The organism is Spirosoma pomorum (genome assembly GCF_054776615.1).
Window position 1 is genome coordinate 1 of sequence record NZ_BAAHBP010000025.1, and the last position, 20,850, is coordinate 20,850.

Annotated in this window: 8 protein-coding genes; 2 read left to right on the plus strand and 6 right to left on the minus strand. The window is 48.6% G+C overall.

The window, feature by feature from the left end; translation table 11 throughout:
- Window positions 1-67 precede the first annotated feature (67 nt).
- The 5 genes from ACYVAD_RS14700 to ACYVAD_RS14720 all read right to left on the minus strand — a co-directional run bounded on the left by ACYVAD_RS14700 (window position 68) and on the right by ACYVAD_RS14720 (window position 13,208).
- Window positions 68-1,423 carry a vanadium-dependent haloperoxidase gene (locus ACYVAD_RS14700; RefSeq protein WP_461140262.1) on the minus strand — a complete coding sequence of 452 codons (1,356 nt, stop codon included), beginning with the start codon at window positions 1,421-1,423 and terminating at the stop codon, window positions 68-70.
- Window positions 1,424-1,726: 303 nt separating this feature from the next.
- Complete coding sequence (locus tag ACYVAD_RS14705; protein WP_461140263.1) at window positions 1,727-5,077, minus strand: VCBS repeat-containing protein; 3,351 nt, start codon at window positions 5,075-5,077, stop codon at window positions 1,727-1,729.
- Window positions 5,078-5,102: 25 nt separating this feature from the next.
- On the minus strand, window positions 5,103-8,363 hold the full coding sequence (locus ACYVAD_RS14710; protein WP_461140264.1) for a VCBS repeat-containing protein: 3,261 nt from the start codon (window positions 8,361-8,363) through the stop codon (window positions 5,103-5,105).
- A 103-nt stretch (window positions 8,364-8,466) separates the two neighbouring features.
- Entirely contained in the window at window positions 8,467-10,050 is a 1,584-nt protein-coding gene (locus ACYVAD_RS14715; RefSeq protein ID WP_461140265.1) for a RagB/SusD family nutrient uptake outer membrane protein, read from the minus strand.
- A 53-nt stretch (window positions 10,051-10,103) separates the two neighbouring features.
- Window positions 10,104-13,208: a SusC/RagA family TonB-linked outer membrane protein gene (locus ACYVAD_RS14720; protein ID WP_461140266.1), complete on the minus strand. Its 3,105-nt coding sequence runs from the start codon at window positions 13,206-13,208 to the stop codon at window positions 10,104-10,106.
- Between the two features lie 443 nt (window positions 13,209-13,651).
- On the opposite strand from ACYVAD_RS14720, the gene ACYVAD_RS14725 reads away from it, so the two are divergent.
- Entirely contained in the window at window positions 13,652-16,600 is a 2,949-nt protein-coding gene (locus tag ACYVAD_RS14725; protein ID WP_461140267.1) for an FAD-binding and (Fe-S)-binding domain-containing protein, read from the plus strand.
- 250 nt (window positions 16,601-16,850) lie between these two features.
- Window positions 16,851-19,409: a GEVED domain-containing protein gene (locus ACYVAD_RS14730; RefSeq protein WP_461140268.1), complete on the plus strand. Its 2,559-nt coding sequence runs from the start codon at window positions 16,851-16,853 to the stop codon at window positions 19,407-19,409.
- On the opposite strand, the gene ACYVAD_RS14735 is transcribed toward ACYVAD_RS14730, so the two are convergent.
- A complete protein-coding gene (locus ACYVAD_RS14735; RefSeq protein ID WP_461140269.1) occupies window positions 19,392-20,774 on the minus strand; it encodes an APC family permease in 1,383 nt (460 codons plus the stop codon). The genes ACYVAD_RS14730 and ACYVAD_RS14735 overlap by 18 nt on opposite strands.
- Window positions 20,775-20,850: the final 76 nt, after the last annotated feature.

Consider the following 20,850-nt stretch of genomic DNA (forward strand, 5'->3'; position numbering starts at 1 on the left):
GGCCAACATTCAGATTATGTTACAACGAATACAGCCATCAAGCCAAATCTAATTCCAAAACACGCTCTTAGCGTTGGGCGACAGCCTCTTTTTGACCTTTTAGTCGTTGTAGCACCCACTGTCCAACTTTACGACCCTGTAACTGACCATTATCGAGTGCAGAGCGATAGTGAATTCCACCATAGAGACGGCTGACCGACGCTTCGTTAGCCGCATCAATAAATGATTTGAACGAACGAACTCCATGCCCATATTTCAACTCAGTGGAGTCCGTGAACGCAATATTATCCCCAATCAGGTTAGTCAATACGGTAGCAGCGGCTGTTGAAATGACACTATGGCCACTGGTGTATTCAGGAAAAGGGGGAGTTTGTAGAAACGGCGTCCATTTAGGGTCAATCAGCTTGTTGATCACCGTCTCGGGCCGAATCATGTTGCTGCGGTATTTTTCGTCCCAGCAGGAAATAAATCCGTCCGACAGCGCAAACGAGGTCAACGCATAGGCCTCTATCGTCTGCATCATTGACAATTTCTTTTGCCGAGTCACGGTTTCCGCTATGGCCAGCCAGTGCCCACCCGGAGTCATTTTCTTGGAGGCAAACATGACGTGCCCCGCTACGTTCATGACAAACGCGTTATCGTCCCAGAAGTAGGCGACGTCCTGTTCTGTTTTGTCAGCTCGCTTTCCAGCTGTATATACCTCCATGACCTCTTTTTCATAAGGATTTCCTTTGGTCATGTTGTATGGATAAGGTCGGGGGGGCATAAACTGCGAACACGTATCCATCGCCCAGCAACGCAGTTTATTCCACTGCGGCTCCGCGGCATCCATATAAGCCGGTGGCGTTGGCACCCAGGTCCCTTCTTCATTGGTCACCGTGTGCTTAAAGCCGCGGGTTTGCTTATAGTTATCCTTTGACGCGTAGTCGAGAATATGCTTCGCAACCATTTCGCCGTACGCCATTGATCGTTCGTATACCTCGTCCGGAACGCCATCTTTTTTATACTGCTCGTAAAACGCAGGCTCGAACTTATCATAGTAATCCACCGAGAACGTCAGCGCGCGGGCAACAGTCATAAATGCATGCGTACTAGCCAGCGGGAAGCAATATTCCTGACCTGGTACCGGTTTAGGCCCCGTCTGAAATGATTTCAGTTTTCCCCCCAGCGACTGGTATTTAGTATCGAACGGTACTAGCGCTTCGTAACCAGCCAGGTTGGCATAGGAATAAATTCGGCTTGCAACAGGTGGCGAAAAGATATCATGAATGATTACCTCCGTCAGTTTCTCCAGTGCAGCATTGTAATACTCAGGGTTAGCGGCTTTTGCATTGTACTCGGCGGGAGTCGCTGATTTCTGGCAACTGGTTATCAAGAGCAGGCCGAGAACGATTACATAGCCCAATCGAAATAGAATGGTCATAAAGAGATCAAGAACGGGTAGACGTACGTTGATACGGTATATTAAGCTACAAAATTAGCTTAAACGGTTAAACAATAGGAAGCTATGGCACTAGTACTTTTACTCCTTTCGGATGAGTCCTAGAATTATATCGAGTGACTAAATGATATGATTCTTTATCCGCAGTCATAGGTTTGACACAGCTTGCTTTTCCGTTGGTCGAAAAGATTTTCAGATAAGCCTTAGCGCTGTAAAATCATCCTTGTTCCTATCACTTATGGCCTAGTCCAAAGCAACATCGTAGTAGTATTAAGACGACTAACTTTATTTCTTAGGCATAAAAACCTGCGCCTGACTATTATTCTTGGCTAGAATAAGTTGGCCTTGTTTTAACTGTACCATCCGCCGTACCTGACCTTTTACAAAGAAGCCAGATTTCTTGGGGTCGGTCGCTCTAAAATTGAGTTTGCCATCGCCCAGAAGTAGTAAGCCATAGTTGGCATCGTAACGGCCTACTTCGGTTAATACGTCGAAGAAGTTACCCGCCAGCAGCACATCTGTTTTGCCGTCTTTGTTATAATCACCTGTCAGTATGGCGTGAATCGGCGATGTCTGCGCCTGAATGGGCAGTGCTTTGATGGCAAACGTACCATCACCATTGTTGATCAAGATTGACGTTTCCGCAGTATTGGCCGTTTTTACGTCCATTCCCTGCCGCTGTTGTTCCGAGAAAATATCCTCGAACGATGCTTTTGCGTAATCAGTGTATTTGATATACTTCGTTTTGATGGACGGAATCCGCTTTTGTAGATCAGCCTTCTGCACAACGACACATTCGCGCTTTTCACCATCCGCTCCAGGCCGGAAGCACGTCATAACCTGCTCATAAGTACCATTTCGGTCAAAGTCGTTACCATACAAATGGGCTGGCTGGTCCTGACTAGCAATCAGATGACTATTAAGCCCTAGATTACCTACGACAAAATCAACATCCCCATCCTGATCCAGATCAGCGGCCCGAATACTATTCCACCAACCACTGGATTTAGCCAGGACTTCGTTTTCCAGTCGCTCGAAACCTTTACCCCCTTTATTTTTCAGGATAGTGATGGGCATCCAGTCACCAACCAGAACCAAGTCAGGGTAAGAATCTTTATCAACGTCTGCCCATACGGCATCTTTAACCATACCTATTTCTTTGGAAAACGGCATTAGCTCGGCCGTGGCTTTCCGGAAGTTTCCTTTTCCATCGTTGACCAACAAGACCTGATCCGGATTTTTACCATATTCACTAGCTACCATTCGCCCTCCTACAAATAGATCCAGATCACCATCCCGATCAAAGTCCGCTGCGGCTACACAAGAGTTATTCTCCAAGGTGCGGGGCAGCGTCTTGTCCCAGGTGAAATTTCCTTTTCCATCATTGCGATACAGTCGATCCGCGAGCGCGGTATTGTCCGCGAACTCATTACCACCCGTAGCTACGTAAAGGTCAAGATCTTTGTCTCCGTCCGCGTCGAAGAACGTAGCAGCTACATCTTCGGTGTAAAGCGCGTCGAGCAGGAAGGGCTGCTTCCATAAGCTGAATGTTCCATCGGGTTTCTGCGTATAGAGCGATCGGGGCATGTTTACAGCCCCACCCAGAAATACGTCATCCAGCCCATCGCCGTTTACGTCTCCAAATGCCAACGCAGGACCTTCCCGCGACAGCATTTGCTTGAGAAGACCATCGCGGTTATAGTCCACAAAATCATTCTCCCGGTGGACGTAGTCTAGTTTAGCTGTAGCGCTTATATCCTTAAAAAAGTCTGGTTCGACTTTACTTTGATCAGTAAAGACGGCTCGCTGAGATGCGTTTTTATAAGACAGTTTCAGCGTTCCATCGGCTTTAGGCTGCTTAATCGTTTGCTTCTTATCATCGGGCCAGATAACCGTTACGGAATCAATTGTAGCATTATTGTCCAGCCCGAAGACCAACGTCAAGTCAACGGACGATTGGAAACCCCGGTTGGGCATCTGCTGAAGGTACTGCGTTTCTTTGCCCTGATGGACGTAAACTTTAGCCCCAATAGCATTTTTGTTTTGCGCGTAGCCATCCAGCCCTACCCGCAGAAAATGCTTATGGTTAACCTCAACCGACGTGTTTTTGTAGATCGATGCGGGTGCCTCATTGTTATTCACGATTAGATCCAGGTCCCCGTCATTGTCCAGATCCCCGTAGGCAGAGCCATTGGAGAACGACGGGGCAGCCAGCCCCCACTCGGCGGCTTTATTCTCAAACTGCATCCCATTACCCAGGTTGCGGAAAGCATAGTTAGGCAAGGGACGGGAGCCCATTTTATTGACGTATTCTTTGTAATCGAACTTCTTGGTGCCATCGATCATGGCCTGCAAATCAGGATTATCGGCCAAAAACGATACGTAATCCTGATCTGTCAAGTCCTTAACAATGCCGTTGGCGACGAAAACGTCTTTACGACCATCCATATCCATGTCAAATAGCAGCGCCCCCCAGCTCCAGTCAGTAGCGCTAGTACCCGTCATGCGGCCAATTTCGGAGAAGGTACCGTTCCCGTTGTTCAGGTGAAACATGTTCCGGGAGTCCTGATAATAGAAGTCGCGGCTTTCCTTCAATTGACCCAGTTCGTAGCTATCAAAAGCAGTTGTCGTTTTGAGCCGGTAATCATCACCCGGTAGCATGTCCGTTACGAAAATGTCGAGATTGCCGTCGTTGTTCACGTCAGCGATATCGGCTCCCATTGAGGCTAAGCTAACGTGCCCCATGTACTGCTCTATCTCCTCCTTGAACGTACCGTTTTTCTGGTTTATGTAAAGGTAATCCCGTTCGTAAAAATCGTTTGAAATATAGATATCCGGCCAGTTGTCGTTGTTCACATCACCAATCGTGATGCCTAAACCGAACCCGATCAGACTTCCGTAGATACCGGCCTCAGCGGATACATCGGTGAAAGGTTTGGCGGTACCATCGGCGTTCGTTCCGTTATTTCTGAATAGCTTATCCCCACCCAGCTTATCACGCGTCTCGCGTAGGTTTGCGTAGCCGAGCCGATCCATTGGTGTAAAGCTGTTGTTCAGCAGATACATATCCAGATCACCGTCCCGATCGTAATCGAAAAAAGCAGCATGGGTAGAAAAGCCGCCGTCCACCAACCCGTAGGCTGCTGCCTGCTCGGTGAATGTAGGGATTCCGTTTTTACTGCCTTGGTTGATGTACAATTGGTTGCCCCGAGCATCCCGGCTACCCGAGTTGCAGACGTAGATGTCTAATCGACCATCTCCGTTGACGTCGGCGAACGTAACGCCCGTTGACCAGAACTTTTTACCCACGATTCCAGCCTGCTTCGTTACGTCTTCGAACTTCAAATCGCTCGTACCAGGTTTGGTACGATTCAGGTATAGTTTGTTCTCCTCGAAGTTGGACGTAAAGAATACATCGGGTAAGCCATCGTTATTAACGTCGCCAATGGCTACCCCGCCACCGTTGTAAAAATTACGGTAGTTGAAAATATTGAAATTTTTCTTGTCCAGAATGTGATTCGCGAAGTCTATTCCTGTCTGCGAAGCGGGTAATTCAAGAAACAGGGGCTCTGGATCGGATTTACAACTTACTAGCCCTAGTATGCCCAAGGTTAGTAGGAAAAGCACGTTACGCATGTGTTACGGTAGCTGCGTGGCTGAATTAATGATTTATTCTGAAAGTGAGTAGCTTGTCGTTATTCTGGCCGACCAAAACGTAGTTACCAAGGCGTTTTGCGTCTCGTACATCGCCCTTAACCAAAAGGCCAGACCGCGCCGATGGCACATAATCAAATCGCCAATTGCCCCGGTTTAGTAGCATGACTCCTTGGTTAGCATCTACTTTACCAATCCGCAGTCGAAACATGGAATTGTTGCCCATCAGTAGGAAGTCCGGTCGTCCATCCTGGTTGAAGTCCTGCGGTAGAATTGCGTACACGGGTGCGTATTGGGCCGGTTGTGGAAGCTCATGCGGAATCAATTCGCTAGTTCCATTTGCGCCAGTTCGGTTTTCCAGTACCAGCGTTCGGAGTTCGTTAATTGTTCGGTGGTTGGCCTTTTCTATTGTGTTAGCGTCGGCAAATTGCTCGATTGTTGCGTTCGCATAGAGTTGATAATTGGTAAACGTTTTACGTAGCGTAGGCATTTGCTCTCCGATTTCATCACGGGTGTGCGCCGGGTAAGACTTGCCTTGAATATAGTAATTCATGAAGCAATCGATTGTCCCATTCCGATCAAAATCGTCATAGACTAAGGTGGCCGGTTCGGCCTCGCTTGCTCGTATCTGCGTATTCTGACCGAGATTACCAACAATTAAGTCTTCATCGCCGTCACCATCCAGGTCTACCTGGCTAATACGATTCCACCAACCCGACAGGTTATTATAAACCTGTTGATTCTGAGTCGAAAATTTTCCTTTCTGATTAAACAAGACAGTTACTGGCATCCACTCACCAACAATAACTAGATCAAGCCAGCCGTCTTTGTTCATGTCAACAACGGCAGCATCGGACACTAGCCCCAACTTGCCTAAGCTGATCTGTCGGAACTGAGCTTTACCGTCGTTAATCAGCAGAAAACTTTGATCGGCATATGGATATTTACCAGGTCGTACATGGCCCCCGACGAATAAATCAATATCTCCATCCTTATCAACGTCAAAAGCCTTAACGCAGGAACCGTTTGATCCTTCAGTAGGCAAAGTAGCCGGATTAAACTTTCCGGTGCCATAGTTCAACCACAGTTGATCCTGCAAGTCGGTTGTATCGCGAACCCCGTACCCGCCGTTGACTACGTACAGGTCAGGCTGTTTATCTCCATTGAAATCAGCAAATACCGCATCCGTATTTTTTCGCGGTTGAGCTCCGGTTAATGGCTGTGGTGTCAATACACTTGCTTTCTGCATCAATAGCGTTCCTGGCTGCTCTGGTGTACCACCTACGTACGCGTCTGGTTCCCCATCACCATTCACATCGCCAACCGCCAGACGCGGTCCAGTATACGAATAGTGCATAGGCAGCATGAGCTGACGCTCAAAATCGTTTGTTGGCTTTATCACGTGCTGCCAATTGACTTCTGAAACTTCAGTCAGTAACGTTTTTGCTTGTTTAGCAACTGCGTTAACAGGTTTGTCAGCCTGCTTAATTGATAGAGTCAACGCTTGGTCTAACGCGACGTTTTTTACAGTCTGAGTTAGTCCGTTTGGCCAGCGAACCGTTACGTTTACGGGCCGATCAGTTTTCGGTAGACCAAACAGTAGCTGGTCATGGCTACTCGCCAGGTAGCCCCGAGTTGGATAAAACTCCTGTACCTGCCGACTCCCCCCCTGCTCCACCTGTACAGTGGCCCCAACGCCAAAGGGATTAGCCGCACCCCCTTTTAGTTTGATCTTAAGGAAACGTCCGATTTCCTGCTCCCGGCTTGTGTTCTTGTAGATATGAGCTGTTTCATTCAGATTGTTGGTGATGATTTCTAAATCACCATCGCCATCCAAATCAGCGTATGCACTTCCATTAGCGCGTATATTTTCGTCGAACCCCCATTCAGCTTGTCGGTTGGTAAAGCTTACAGTATTATTTTCGGTGCTCGTATTCTGAAAGATATAGTTTTTTGTTGGCGTCGATGGCATCTGCTTCAGCTGTTCAAGCATCGCTTGTCCGGTGCGCTGTTCTTCCTGCTCGCTGGCGTACTTAACAAAATCAGCGTTAGTTAAATCGCGGCCGAGACCATTACTGATGAATATGTCCTTACGTCCATCTAAATCAAAGTCCGCCAGGAGAGCCCCCCAGCTCCAGTCAGTATTCGATACCCCAGCAATCTGACCGATCTCCGAAAACTGCCCATTGTGCTGCTGAAGCTGAAGCATATTCCGCATGTTCTGATGCCAGAAACCGTTCTGTAACTGTGCCTGGTAAACGGACCAGCTATCGGGCCAGAGCAGCAATTTTTGCCGGGCGTTATCTTCCGGTAACATGTCCAGCGTCAGTATATCCGGTAACGTGTCGTTGTTAATATCGGCAATGTCAACACCCATTGATGAGTAAGACGTATGCGCAACTCGTTCCCGAAGCTCATCTCGAAAAGCTGGCCCTTTTGCCTGATGGCTGCGTTGATTAACGTACAGATAATCGTCCTCGACAAAGTCATTTGTTACGTATACATCCGGATATCCATCCCCATTGACATCCGAGACGGCAACGCCAAGCCCGAAGCCAAGAGGGTTCCCTTTGATGCCTTCCTGCTCAGACACGTCAATAAAGCGCCCCTGGGTAGTTAGCTCATTCCGCAGTAGCTTATCACCTGCGTTGTAATCACGCTCCGATCGCATAGCTACCGCTTCTTTACGCTGATAATCGGACAAGCCGTGGTTGATTAAGAAACAATCCAGATCTCCATCCAGGTCATAATCAAAGAAGTTAGCCTGTACCGAATAACCAGAGTCGGCTAATCCGTATTCCTCAGCTTTATCAGTGAACGTAAGATTGTGATTATTGATGAAGAGTTGATTCTTGCGGAGCGAATCCGGACGTAAACCCGAGTAGCAGACGTAAATATCCAGCCAGCCGTCAGCGTTGACGTCGGCGAGTGTCACACCCGTTTTCCAGCCTCCGGTACGCCCTTCTACTCCAGCCTTTTTAGTCAAATCGTCAAATGTCAGATTACCCTTGTTGACGTATAGCTTGTTCCCAACCTGATTACCTGTAAAGTACAGATCAGGTAAACCGTCGTTATTCAAATCCCCCGCAGCAACTCCACCACCATTATAAAAGTACTCGAACGCCAGGATGTTCTCCCGCTCGGTTTCCGTTAGCTGATTTGCAAACGTAATACCCGTCTTTTCAGCGTCTGTTTTTTCAAACAGTGTCTTCTTTGGAGAGCAGGCAGTTAGTACAGCCAAACAAAGTCCGTAGACAACTTTTTTCATCAAACAATAAACGAAAAGTAACCCGCTCGTATTCCAAACGGATGAAACAAAACAGCAGCCCGATTTCGGGCTGCTGTTTTGTTTCGATAACAGAATCGCTGGCTTAATAGCCGGGGTTCTGTTTCAGATTTGGGTTACTGTCAACGGCCTGTTGTGGCAATACGAACAATACAGCCGTTGCCGGTGAAGTTGTTGGACGCTGATCCACGGGATCCAGGAATTTACCAAAACGAATCTGGTCGCTCCGGCGCCATCCTTCCCAATACAATTCACGACCACGCTCAGCGAGCAGAACGTTCAAATCAACCGTGCTTAAGCTCGATGCTTTCCGAGTCGTACGCAGGTTGTTCACGATACCGGCGGCCGTTTGACCCTGCGAATCGCTACCACCCCGCAATAGGGCTTCCGCTTTCATTAGCAGTACGTCAGCGTAACGCAAAAACACGTAATCGTTTGAAGGAGCATCGACAGCTCCAGGTTGCGGTAGGTATTTAACAACCCGGATACCCTGCGTCTCAGTAGCATACGACAGGTTAACCTGTGGTGTAAATATCAGCGGATTCCCTAGGCGATCTTTCGCAGCAACGATTGACGCAGCTGCGGTTCCAGACGTAGGAGCCGTGGTATACTGCTGTCCAACCAGGAAGCCTGCATTTAGCCCCGTCGTTCCTGTGAAACCATTAACTGCTCCACCGCGACGTTCATCAGAAGCTTCAAAGCTGTTGTAGAAGTCAGCCAGCGTCGTAAAACCATTCCAGGCGCTTACGTACTGATTATAGTGCAGCGTCATGTAGTACCGGTTTCTCACGTTACCAGGCTGGCTAGCTGTTGTATTGGCAATCGTAAAGATCAGCTCTTTCGAACGGCTATCATTCTCCCAGTGGAAGTTATCAAAGTAATTACCACTTGTGGTCAGCGCAAATTTGTTTGAACTGATAACCTGGTTGGAGAAGTATATTGCCGAGTCCATATCTGCCTTCGCAAATGTATACGGACCAGCGGGGCTGGTAGTATTCGTATAAACTGCTTTGTTCAGATAGACTTTCGCCAGCATAGCGGCAGCCGCTTCTTTCGTTGCCTGACTAGGCGATGTTGCCGTCAGGGTGTTAAAGGCGTAACGTAAATCTGTGATCACATAGTTGGTTCCCTGCGTCCGATTGAGAACGGTCGGGTTGGAATCGGGCGAGTCATTTACTCCACGAATAGGAACCTGACCCCATAAATCAACAATGTGATACATAAAGAACGCACGTAAAAAACGCGCTTGAGCCGCTAACTGGACATTAGATCCAGCGACGGATATTGCCTGCGTTGAGCGGAACACGCCACTATTAAGATCGTTCCATGCTCCCAGGATCTGATCGTTCTGTGCATCCCAGGTATGTTGGTGAAGACGACGCCAACGGCCAAAGTCATCCCAGTCAGTTCCCCGCGTTGGACCCATCATTTCATCGGATGGGTGCTCTTCCATGGCATACGTGTTTCCTTGGTTTGTTGCGATGTTGTTCAGCAACTGATAGGCGCCCTGGAGGGTACTTGTTGGATCGAGCGGAACTGTAGAAGCAGATGCTTCCGACGACGATAATCGCCCAAAAACAGCGTCATCCAGATTCGTACAACTGGCTACACCAAGTAAAGCAGTTACACCAAAAAATACGGACAGTTGGTGTCCTGATAGTTTGATCATTTTCTTAGTTCTGTTAATCGGTCTAGTAGCATTGCCAGTAGACCGGAGTTAAATTAAAATCCAACGTTCAAACCAAGCGTAACAGTCCGAGAAACTGGGTAAGGCGTGTAATCAATACCCAACGATGGGATATTGTTCAAATACTTAACCGTGTTTACGTCTGGGTTTAGACCTGTATAGCCGGTGAAGAGCAGCAAATTCTGCCCAGCCAGCGACACGGTCAGAGATTTGGCTACGCTTCCTTGTGGAAGATTGAAACGGTAGCCAATCGATGCGTTGCTCAACCGAATGTAATCGCTCTTTTCCAGGAAGCGGGTTGATACCGAACCAGGATTGAGTGGACTTTCTGGACTATTAGCTGCTTCTGGCGACACGTTGCGACCAGACCGCAGTGGCCCTTTCAGGAATAATGCGTTCGTCGTGTTGTTGTAAATGTATCCACCAAACTGACCATTGAAGAATACACTAGCGTTGAAATTACCGAAGGTAAAGTTGTTCGTCAGACCAAGGCGGATTTTTGGTAGCGGAGCTCCTTGGTACGCAACGGCACCATTGTCTGCGTATGTACCGAAGCCACTGTTATCATAGCCCGTGAATCGTGGCATAAAGAACGAGAAGATTGGATACCCATCACGGATCGTCTGCGCATACGCACCAGACAGACCTTGACCATTGATCGTACCGGTTGGCACTACAGTACCCAGACCTTTCACTGTGTTCTTCAGGAACGTCATGTTATAAAGCACTTCCCAGCCAAACTTAGCCGTTTGTACCGCCTGATACGTCAGGTTTAATTCAACCCCGGCGTTGATTACTTGTCCTGGCAGGTTCACCCAACGGTATTGCACAGCAGCAGGTTGTGCGTAGAATACCTGGAACAGCGTGTTCGTAACCGCTTTGTGGAAGTAATCGATTGTTCCGCCCAGTTTACCTTTCAGGATAGAGAAATCAATACCAGCACCGATGGTATTGTTTTGTTCCCACTTCAGATCTGGGTTCGGGTTATTCAACTGCGTCTGCGAACCATCTGAATTAAGCTGGAAGATAATTTTAGAGGCTCCACCTTCGAAATCCTGGTTACCCGTCACCCCGTAGTTTACACGTAGTTTCAGATCCGTGAAGATATCTTTCGGGATGAATTCTTCTTCGGACAAACGCCAAGCAGCAGCAATCGACGGAAAATAACCGTATTTGTTGTTCAAACCGAATCGCGACGAACCGTCAACCCGTAATGTACCAGTCAACAAGTACTTGTCCTGAATGCTGTAGTTCACCCGACCAAAGAACGATTGTAGCTCGTTTTGGCTACGGCCAGAGCCAGCACCGAACGACGTACGGTTGCTAGCGTTTGCTGAACCGATGTTGTCCAGATAGCTGAGTGAGCTTTCGTTGTAAGGGAAGTTGCCGCCTGCCAGAAAGTTGTTTTTGTTCTCAAAGATCTGGTATGAAAACCCGAGCAGAGCGTCCAGATTGCTTTTGCCAATCGCCTTGTTGTAGTTCAGCGTGTATTCAACCAGACGAGAATTACGTAAGCGGTTCTGAATGTAGGCACCACCACCTAAGCCGGTCGAATTGTCACGATATACTGTAGCAGATGCCAACGTAGACGATCCAGCGTAGATAAGAGGGATTGTATAGTTGGCCCGTAAACGGGAATCGAGGGCAGTTTCCCGAACAGCCGTCGAGTTATCAATACCGAAGTTAGCCTTCGCCTGTAAGCCATCCAGGATTTTCCAGGTAACACTGGCATTTGCCAGCGTACGGTTTGTCGTGCCCCGATCATTGATGTAATTGATCAAAGCCGCTGGATTACGGTAGTCACCACCAGGCTGGAAGAATGTACCATCCGTATCATAGACAGGATAGGTTGGGTTAGCCTGAATCATGGCCCCGATCAAATTACCTTGTGCACCAGCGTTTTCGCCCGTTTGTGCATACCGGTCATTGATTCCCGACGTTGTTGCGTTAATGTCAATGATAACCTTGTCGTTAAACAGCTCGTGCGACGCGTTGATACGACCCGTAATCCGTTTCTGGAACGAGTTTTTGATAATTCCTTGCTGGTCCTGATAACCTAATGAGAAGAAGTAACGCGTATCCTGCGTACCACCGCCGAAACCGACGTTGTAAATCTGGCTAACAGATGTTCTGAAAACCTGATCTTGCCAGTTTGTAACGGCTCCTCTGTCGAGAACTGCACGATCGCCACCAGCGGCAACGGCTGCGCTAACAAAATCTGATGCGTTCAATAGGTCGTACCGTTTCTGCGGGCTCGAAACAGCTGCTGAAGCCGAGAAATTGAAGATTGGCGCACCAGCTTTTCCTTTTTTCGTGGTGATCAGAACAACGCCGTTAGCACCCCGCGCACCATAAATAGCAGCAGCAGAAGCATCCTTCAGAACCGAGATATTCTCAATATCAGAAGGGTTCAAGAAAGCCAGTGGGTTACGAGCGGCCGAAGAACCACCACCGAAGTCAACACCACCGTCACCCGTACTACCACCATCCAGAGGGACACCATCGATGACGAACAGCGGGTTGTTACCGCCACGTAATGAAGCCGTACCACGAATTTGTACGTTGATAGGAGCACCAGGTTCACCGCTTGATGGGGTGATTTGCACACCAGCAACCCGGCCCTGAAGCAACTGCTCTGGCGATGCAATAACGCCTTTGTTGAAATCCTTAGGACCAACCGACTGAACAGCACCCGTTACGTCCTTTGACCGTTGGTTACCATAACCAACAACGACGACTTCGCTCAGAGTTTTGTTGTCCTCTGCCAGCGAAATATCGATCGTCGTACGAGTTCCAACGGAAACTTCCTGCGTTGTGTAGCCAATTGAGCTGTAAACAAGCACGTTGTTGGCAGCAACATCAGCCAAACGGTACTCGCCGTTTACATCGGTAGTAGTTCCTTTTGTGGTCCCCTTTACCTGAATTGTTACGCCCGGTAACCCTAGAGTTCCACCCGGATCGGTTACTTTACCAGTAACGGTCTTTCCACTCTGCGCATAGGTTACTTGCAGCGTCGCAATGAGTATCAGCATCGTCATTGCTCCAGCCAACGTAGTCTTCATTAGCCGTTGTAACCGAGACTTGCCGATATTGCCTACGTAATCACTCCTGTGATTGATTGTGTAGGAATTGTCCATCATAGATTTGATAGTAAAAAGTTAAAAACAAACACACGCTGTTTTGGGTGAAAAAACGTCAATCCTGTGTAATCAGTACTCTGTAAGACACCACGTTTGGAAACGTGCTACGAAAGAATAGAACATAAGACTGAACTTAGTAGCAAATTACCAAACTGTAACCATAATTTACAAGCCAGCTTATTAAAATAAGCACACTAAACATCAATATAGTGTTATTATTAAAAAAATTAATTAATACACAGTTTGAATAATTCCGAGTAACGTAATGAAATAATATTACCTATACATCTGATTATAAGAACTATACCGGAGTATAAATATACCACATAGTATGATTTTACCAAGCCGCCTTTTTATAAGTAGTTTTAACATACCATATAAAAAATATGAGCTTATAGTCACTAAATTTGTCTAATTGCTGTGGATGCCTCTTTTACTTACTCATGAATACCGCTCCAACTCGGCAACTGGCCGACCAATTGACTGGTGATCTCTATGATGACTTTACCCAGCGAACCCTTTACGCAACTGATGCGTCCGCTTATCGTGAGATGCCAATGGCCGTTGCTGTGCCAAAGACAGTCGATGATCTGAAGGTTCTAATTGACTTTGCTCGAACGCATAAAACGTCATTGATACCTCGCACGGCTGGCACCTCACTGGCCGGTCAGGTTGTTGGTAGTGGTATTGTAGTAGACGTTTCAAAGCACTTCACCAAGATTCTGGAAATCAATCCCGATGAGAAGTGGGTGCGGGTGCAGCCGGGTGTAATCCGTGATGAACTCAACCAGTTTTTGAAGCCCTACGGTCTCTACTTCGGTCCAGAAACCTCAACGGCCAATCGTGCTATGATTGGGGGGATGGTGGGTAACAACTCCTGCGGTTCTAACTCAGTAGTGTATCGAGCCACCCGCGAACATACGCTAGCCGTTAAGGCTCTATTGGCGGATGGCTCCGAGATTGAATTCAGCGATACGAGTGGTTGGAATTTTACGAAGCAGGTTGCTGAAGCAAGTCGCCGAAATGGTTTAGCGACGCTGGCGGACAAAATTCTACTTAAGACAAACGCAATTCTTTCTGATTCCTCTAATCAGGATGAGATTCGCAAAAATTTCCCCAAAAGCACGATCGAACGCCGAAACACGGGCTACGCACTTGATACGTTGCTTGGTATGGAACCCTTCACGCCAGATGGACCTCCCTTCAATTTGGCAAAGTTCATCGCGGGATCAGAAGGAACGCTTTGCTTCATTACTGAAATCAAACTTAATCTGGTCCCTCTGCCTCCCAAAGAGGGCGGGTTGGTTTGTGTGCACTGTCACTCCATCGACGAAGCGCTCCGGACCACTCTTGTGGCGCTAAAGTATGGACCGTATGCCGTCGAGCTAATTGATGACATCATCCTGGAACGGGCTGACAGTAACCCGGAACAGAAGAAAAATAGCTTTTTCGTCCAGAAAACGCCGAGCAATCATTTCCCGATTATCCTGGTTGTCGATCTATCGCGCGACACGCGGCAGGAGATCGAACAACTGGCTCAGGAGATGCAGGCTGAAATGCAGGCAGCGGGACTAGGGTATCATTATCCGCTCCTGTTCGGCGAAGACACAAAGAAAATCTGGACACTTCGTAAAGCCGGTCTGGGTCTACTGGGTAATCTGCCTGGTGATGAAAAAGCCGTCGCCGTTATCGAAGATACCGCCGTTGACGTCCGTGACCTTCCTGATTTCATTCGCGATTTCAACGACATCCTTCAGAAAAATGGCATGTCGGCAGTGCACTACGCTCATGCCGGCTCGGGAGAAATTCACCTCCGCCCAATTATCAACCTGAAAACGCAGGAGGGGCACCAGCAATACCGCATGATCGCCGAAGAGATTGCGACGCTGGTAAAAAAATACGACGGCTCTTTATCGGGTGAGCATGGCGATGGCCGGTTACGGGGTGAGTTTATTCCGCAGATGGTTGGACCGCATAATTACGAGCTCATGCGGGAAATCAAGCATACCTGGGACCCGGATGGTATTTTCAATCCTGGCAAGATCGTAGAAACGCCCCCAATGGACACGTTTCTACGGTATGAGGCAGATCAGCAGACGCCTGCTTTCCAGACGTACTTCCGGTACAAGGATCAGGACGTATTACAGCACGCTGAACAATGCAATGGGTCTGGCGATTGCCGAAAAACACAAGCTTCAGGCGGTACGATGTGCCCAAGCTACATGGCCACTCGGAATGAGAAAGATACGACCCGAGCCAGGGCCAACATTCTCCGCGAGATGTTAACCCGCTCGCCAAAAGAGAATCGCTTCGACCACGAAGAAATTAAGGAAGTTTACGATCTGTGTTTGTCGTGCAAAGGCTGCAAGAGCGAATGCCCATCAAACGTAGACGTAGCCAAACTCAAAGCCGAATTCTTACAGCATTACTACGACACAAACGGTGTCCCCATCCGGTCGCGGCTGATCGCTAACTTTTCGCGGCTATCCAGTCTGGCCGCCCTCGTGCCCTGGGCATGGAATGGCATCCTGGGAACGCCTGGCACCCGGCGGATAGCTAACCGGATCGTTGGTTTTCACCCAGATCGTACGATGCCGCTTTTGGAGAAAACAACGCTTAATAGTTGGGCGAAAAGTCGAACGAAATCCACAGAAAAGCTGTCGCGGAAGGTATATCTCTTTTGTGATGAGTTCACCAACTATAACGATGTGTCAGTCGGTCAAAAGGCAATTCAACTCTTCGAGCGACTAGGCTACGAAGTCATTATTCCGGAACATGGCGAAAGTGGACGGGCGGCTTTGTCGAAAGGGATGCTCAAATATGCCAAGACGCTAGCCGAACGAAATATCAGAGCCTTACAGGATATCGTTACGTCTGAAACGCCACTGGTTGGTCTGGAGCCCTCAGCAATTCTGACGTTCCGCGACGAATATCCCGATCTGGTGGACGAATCGTTGGTTGAGGCAACGCGCCGTATTGCTACAAATGCGCTAACATTTGAAGAATTTGTTGCCCGGGAGATTGATGCGAATCGCATCCCGTCGGATGTTTTCACAACTGAAACGCGCTTGATCAAACTGCATGGTCACTGCCAGCAGAAAGCTGTTTCATCATTAGTGCCGGGTAAAAAGTCTTTATCGCTGCCTAAAAACTATACCGTTCAACTAATTCCTTCGGGATGCTGCGGTATGGCGGGGTCGTTCGGTTACGAGGCCGAGCATTACGATGTGTCCATGCAAATTGGCGAGTTGGTGCTATTTCCAACAGTTCGCCAGCAGCCCGACGACGTCATTATTGCCGCTCCCGGCACGTCCTGCCGCCACCAGATCAAGGATGGCACCGGCCGTAAGGCGAAACATCCAGCCGAAATTTTGTTTGAAGCGCTGGCCTGAGATTGCCATTTGATAACGCGAAAGCCAACTGATTGCAACGTCAATTTCGACCTGATTGCAACGTCAATTTCGACGCGCGGTGAGTTGGCTTTCGCGTTAAGCGAACGATTAATTTTTAGTGTATGATCAGGTCTAAACCAGCATTACAACCTTTTACGTATCATTAGGGTCTGATTCGCGTGCCTCTCCTGCTGGCGTAATTGCATTTGGAATAAAATTTGAGCTACGCACCTACTCTTCCTTCTCCTCTATGGTAGCATCTCTACGTTGGTTATTTAGCCTTGTACTAACGTTATCAGCCATCCTTCTTCAGGCGCAGCACATATCAGACAGACAACGTCCTAGTTGTGCGACCCCTGATCTGAGCGACGATGAACAACGTAAATTGAGCAGCCAGGCTGCGGCTGCCCTGTGGGTAAAAAAGACGTCAGGAGCCAATATCAACGTCATTACATACGTGCCCATCCGCCCCCATATTATTCGGCGCAGTGACGGAACAGACGGCATGTCATTAGACAAACTCGTGAATGTCATTGCCAACACGAATCGCTATTACCTCAATAACAACGCTGGCGTTCAGTTTTACCTGGCAGGAACGACTCCTGATTACATCAATAACGATGACCTTTTCAACGGATTTCCGGCCTTTGACGAGTCGGGGATAAACGGCCGCGACGTAAACAATGCGCTGAATCAATATTATATCCACACGTTTACGAACGCGAGTGTAGCTGGGTATGCCTATTTCCCAAGCAATACTGTTCAGTCAACCCGCTCATTTATTCTGGATGAAGACGATGAGGCCGATCTAGGTAACCGATTGATTCCACATGAATTAGGCCATAACTTCAATCTAATTCACACGTTTGGTAAAAGCAGTGTAGGTACAGACGAACTAGTGACGCGGGGGAATGGAGCAAACTGCATGACTACAGGCGACGAGCTCTGTGATACGCCCGCAGATCCTTTTGGTCGTTCGGATGCGACCACAGCATTTCAAAATGGCTGTCAGGTTTATAATGGTACGGCCAGAGATGCACAGGGAGCATTGTATCAACCTTCCATTACGAACATTATGTCGTACTATTTTGCCTGTACGCACAATTTTAGCCAGGGGCAGTACGATCGAATGCAGGCCGGCTTAGCGCTTCGTCAGACGCACTCAGCCTATTCGCTTAACTACCCGTCGGCTGATGTAGCAATGATCAGTAATCTGGGAGCCGCTCTTCAGGATAATAACATCGTGCTCACTTGGCAGGATAATGCGACCAACGAGGTCGGTTATTTCATCGAGCGGTCAACAGAACCCAATGCGAACTTTGTCCCGATTGGCGGAGTAGGTGCTAATCGAATTTCATTCGTAGATAGCAAAACGACCAGCTTTACAACTTACTATTATCGGGTACGGCCGGCCAATTCAACTTCGAATGTCAGTTCGGTTATCAGTATCACGACTCGGGGTTGTAACCCTGTGTACACAACCAATTGCCTCTACGGCGATGGGCTCGCCAGTTTATCGCTGAATGCAACACCACTAAGTCAAAACTCGGGCTGTTCGCCCAATGGATATTCTTCATTTACGACGTCGGCGACGGTTACAGCAGGCCAGCAATACACGGTCAGTGGAAGCTTTCTAAGCGCGAATTACCCCGAAGGAATTAGCATCTGGGCTGATCTTAATCGAAACGGAGCCTATGAAACTGAACAAGGCGAACGCCTTTTTCAAACGCCCTCGACTGTACGGGAACGATTTACGGGAGCCATAACGATCCCCTCAACTGTAGCCTCAGGTTCATTGGCGATCCGGGTTGTATTGGCCTATGATATTGTACCTAGTGATCCTTGTGGCTCCTACACATACGGCGAAACAGAAGACTATATTGTTACGGTTGTTAATGGGGCAGTCACTCAGCAAAGCAACGCCGACTTAAGTATTCAGCTTGTTGCTACACCCCGGATAGCTGTGCAGAACCAGCCCGTTACGTATGCAGTGACTGTATTTAATAATGGACCGGATGATGCAATGGGTATCAGCTGGCAGAACCGTCTACCTGAAGGGCTCTCGTTCCTGAACGGTGACGCAGGCATAACGGCGGCTAATTCGCTAGTCACCGCCGGTAACATATCACTAAGCCGCGGGTCTTCTACTACGTTCCGATATCAACTCATCCCCACGCAAGCGGGTGCTTATCAAAACGCAGTTCAGATTACTACCAGCAGCCAACCAGATCCGGATTCTCAGCCAAATTCGGGGACAGGCGATGGGCAGGATGACACGGCAACCGTCGATATGCGCACGACTTCAGCAGCAGGCGCTTTATACACATCACCCAACCCCAACCAAACACCTTTGCCAGCAGTTGTTTCGAATCAACCAGTGGCAGACGCGAACAAAGCTGATCTGTCAGTTCGCCAAGTAGTTGGTAGCCTAGTTTCTAAAGTTGGATCTGTTGTTTCTTTTTCGGTCTTAGTCACCAACGCAGGCGGGTTGACAGCAACGAATGTCGTGGTACGGGACACGTTACGTGGCCTCCGTTTTGTTTCATCGCCTACGGGCTTCGTGCAGGTCGCCAGTACTAGCGCTTATGCTATCCTGGACTGTAGTGTGTCGTCGTTACCCAGCAATAGCTCTGTCATACTGATCTTTACGGCTCAGGTCCAGGCGAACACTCCGCTTAAAAGCACAGCGCAGATCTGGCAGGTTGACCAGGCTGACCCGAATTCGACTCCGGGTAGCCAGTCTCCTACTGGCAATAACCTAAATGGCGAAGACGACATTAGTCAGCTCGATTTACGGATTAGCTCCTGATGTCGGCTGAAAGGGCCATTGCTTACGTACGCCTGCCGATAACAGGAAGGCGATGACACCCACAGCTGTCACTGTGATTCCAGAGAGGATGAACGGTAACCCTGTAGATACGAAGACAAATAGCCAGACGCTAATCGCTAATAGAACCGGTATTGGGTAGAAAGGCATTCGAAAAGGAAATTCGATAGCATTACGTCGTCGGTGCAACAGTAACAAACCGATTGCCTGCCCGACAAACTGGACCATAATCCGCATTGCCAGGATAGCCGTAATAACATCCCCCAAGCGAAAAAGGAGGCTAAAGACAAACCCTAAGCCACCCAGAAATAACAAAGAGACGTAAGGGAATTGACGAGTGGGGTGCAATTTGGCGAAAATCGAGAAAAATTGCCCGTCAGCAGCAGCAGCGTAGGGTACGCGTGAGTAACCCAGCAGCACAGCAAACAGCGACGAAAAAGCAACCAGCAATACTAGAATCGTTGCTAGTCGAGCTGCTTCAGGCCCGTAAAGGGTTTCCACAAACGTACTGACGATGAACTCACTGTTCTGTGCTTCCTGCCAGGGCACAACACTGACAACCGAAAGATTCATTAACAAGTACAGCGCAGCGATACCCACAATCGAAATGAACATGCTGGCTGGAATGTTTCGCGTCGGTCGCTGAATCTCTCCGCCCAGATGGCAAACGTTGTAGTACCCCAAATAACAGTAAATAGTTTTCACAGACGCCTGCCCAAGTCCGACGGCCAGTACACTACCGCTAACCGCCTGAATAGAGTCGAACGTAGTTGCCAGCGGAATGCGACTGTTCGTGAGCCCGCCTATGATAATCCAACCCAGTGTAAGCAACACAGCCCCCCACATGATTAGTCCGATCTTACCGATGGAATCAATTCGGCGGTAGAGCAGGGCAATGATTATCAGAACGACACCACCTGATACAAGACGACGTTGCCACTCCTCCAGCGGCATTAAGTACGATGCGTACTGGGCAAAACCAATCGCGCCCGACGCCATAACCAGTGGAGCCTGAATCAACGTTTGCCAGACGTAAAGAAATGATAGCAGTTTGCCCCAGCGTCGTTCGCCATAGGCTATTTTGAGAAAGTTGTAGCTACCTCCCGCCTGTGGAAAAGCAGCCCCCAACTCAGCCCAGACAAACGCATCAATAAGCGACACGACCGCCCCCAGCACCCAAGCCCAGATAAACTGCGGTCCACCCAGCGTTTTTATAACTAGCGGCAACACAACGAATGGTCCAATGCCCACCATATCAATCATGTTGAGCGCCGTCCCCTGTAGGAGGTTCAGTCGACGTGGTAAGGGAGCGGAGGATGTTGGTTCGGGAGAAGTAGAATCAGCCAAGGTGTTTTCGTGCTAGTATCCGCAGGAAATAAGGCATTTCCTGCTTAATACGTTCAGATTGCCCCCAATCAACCAT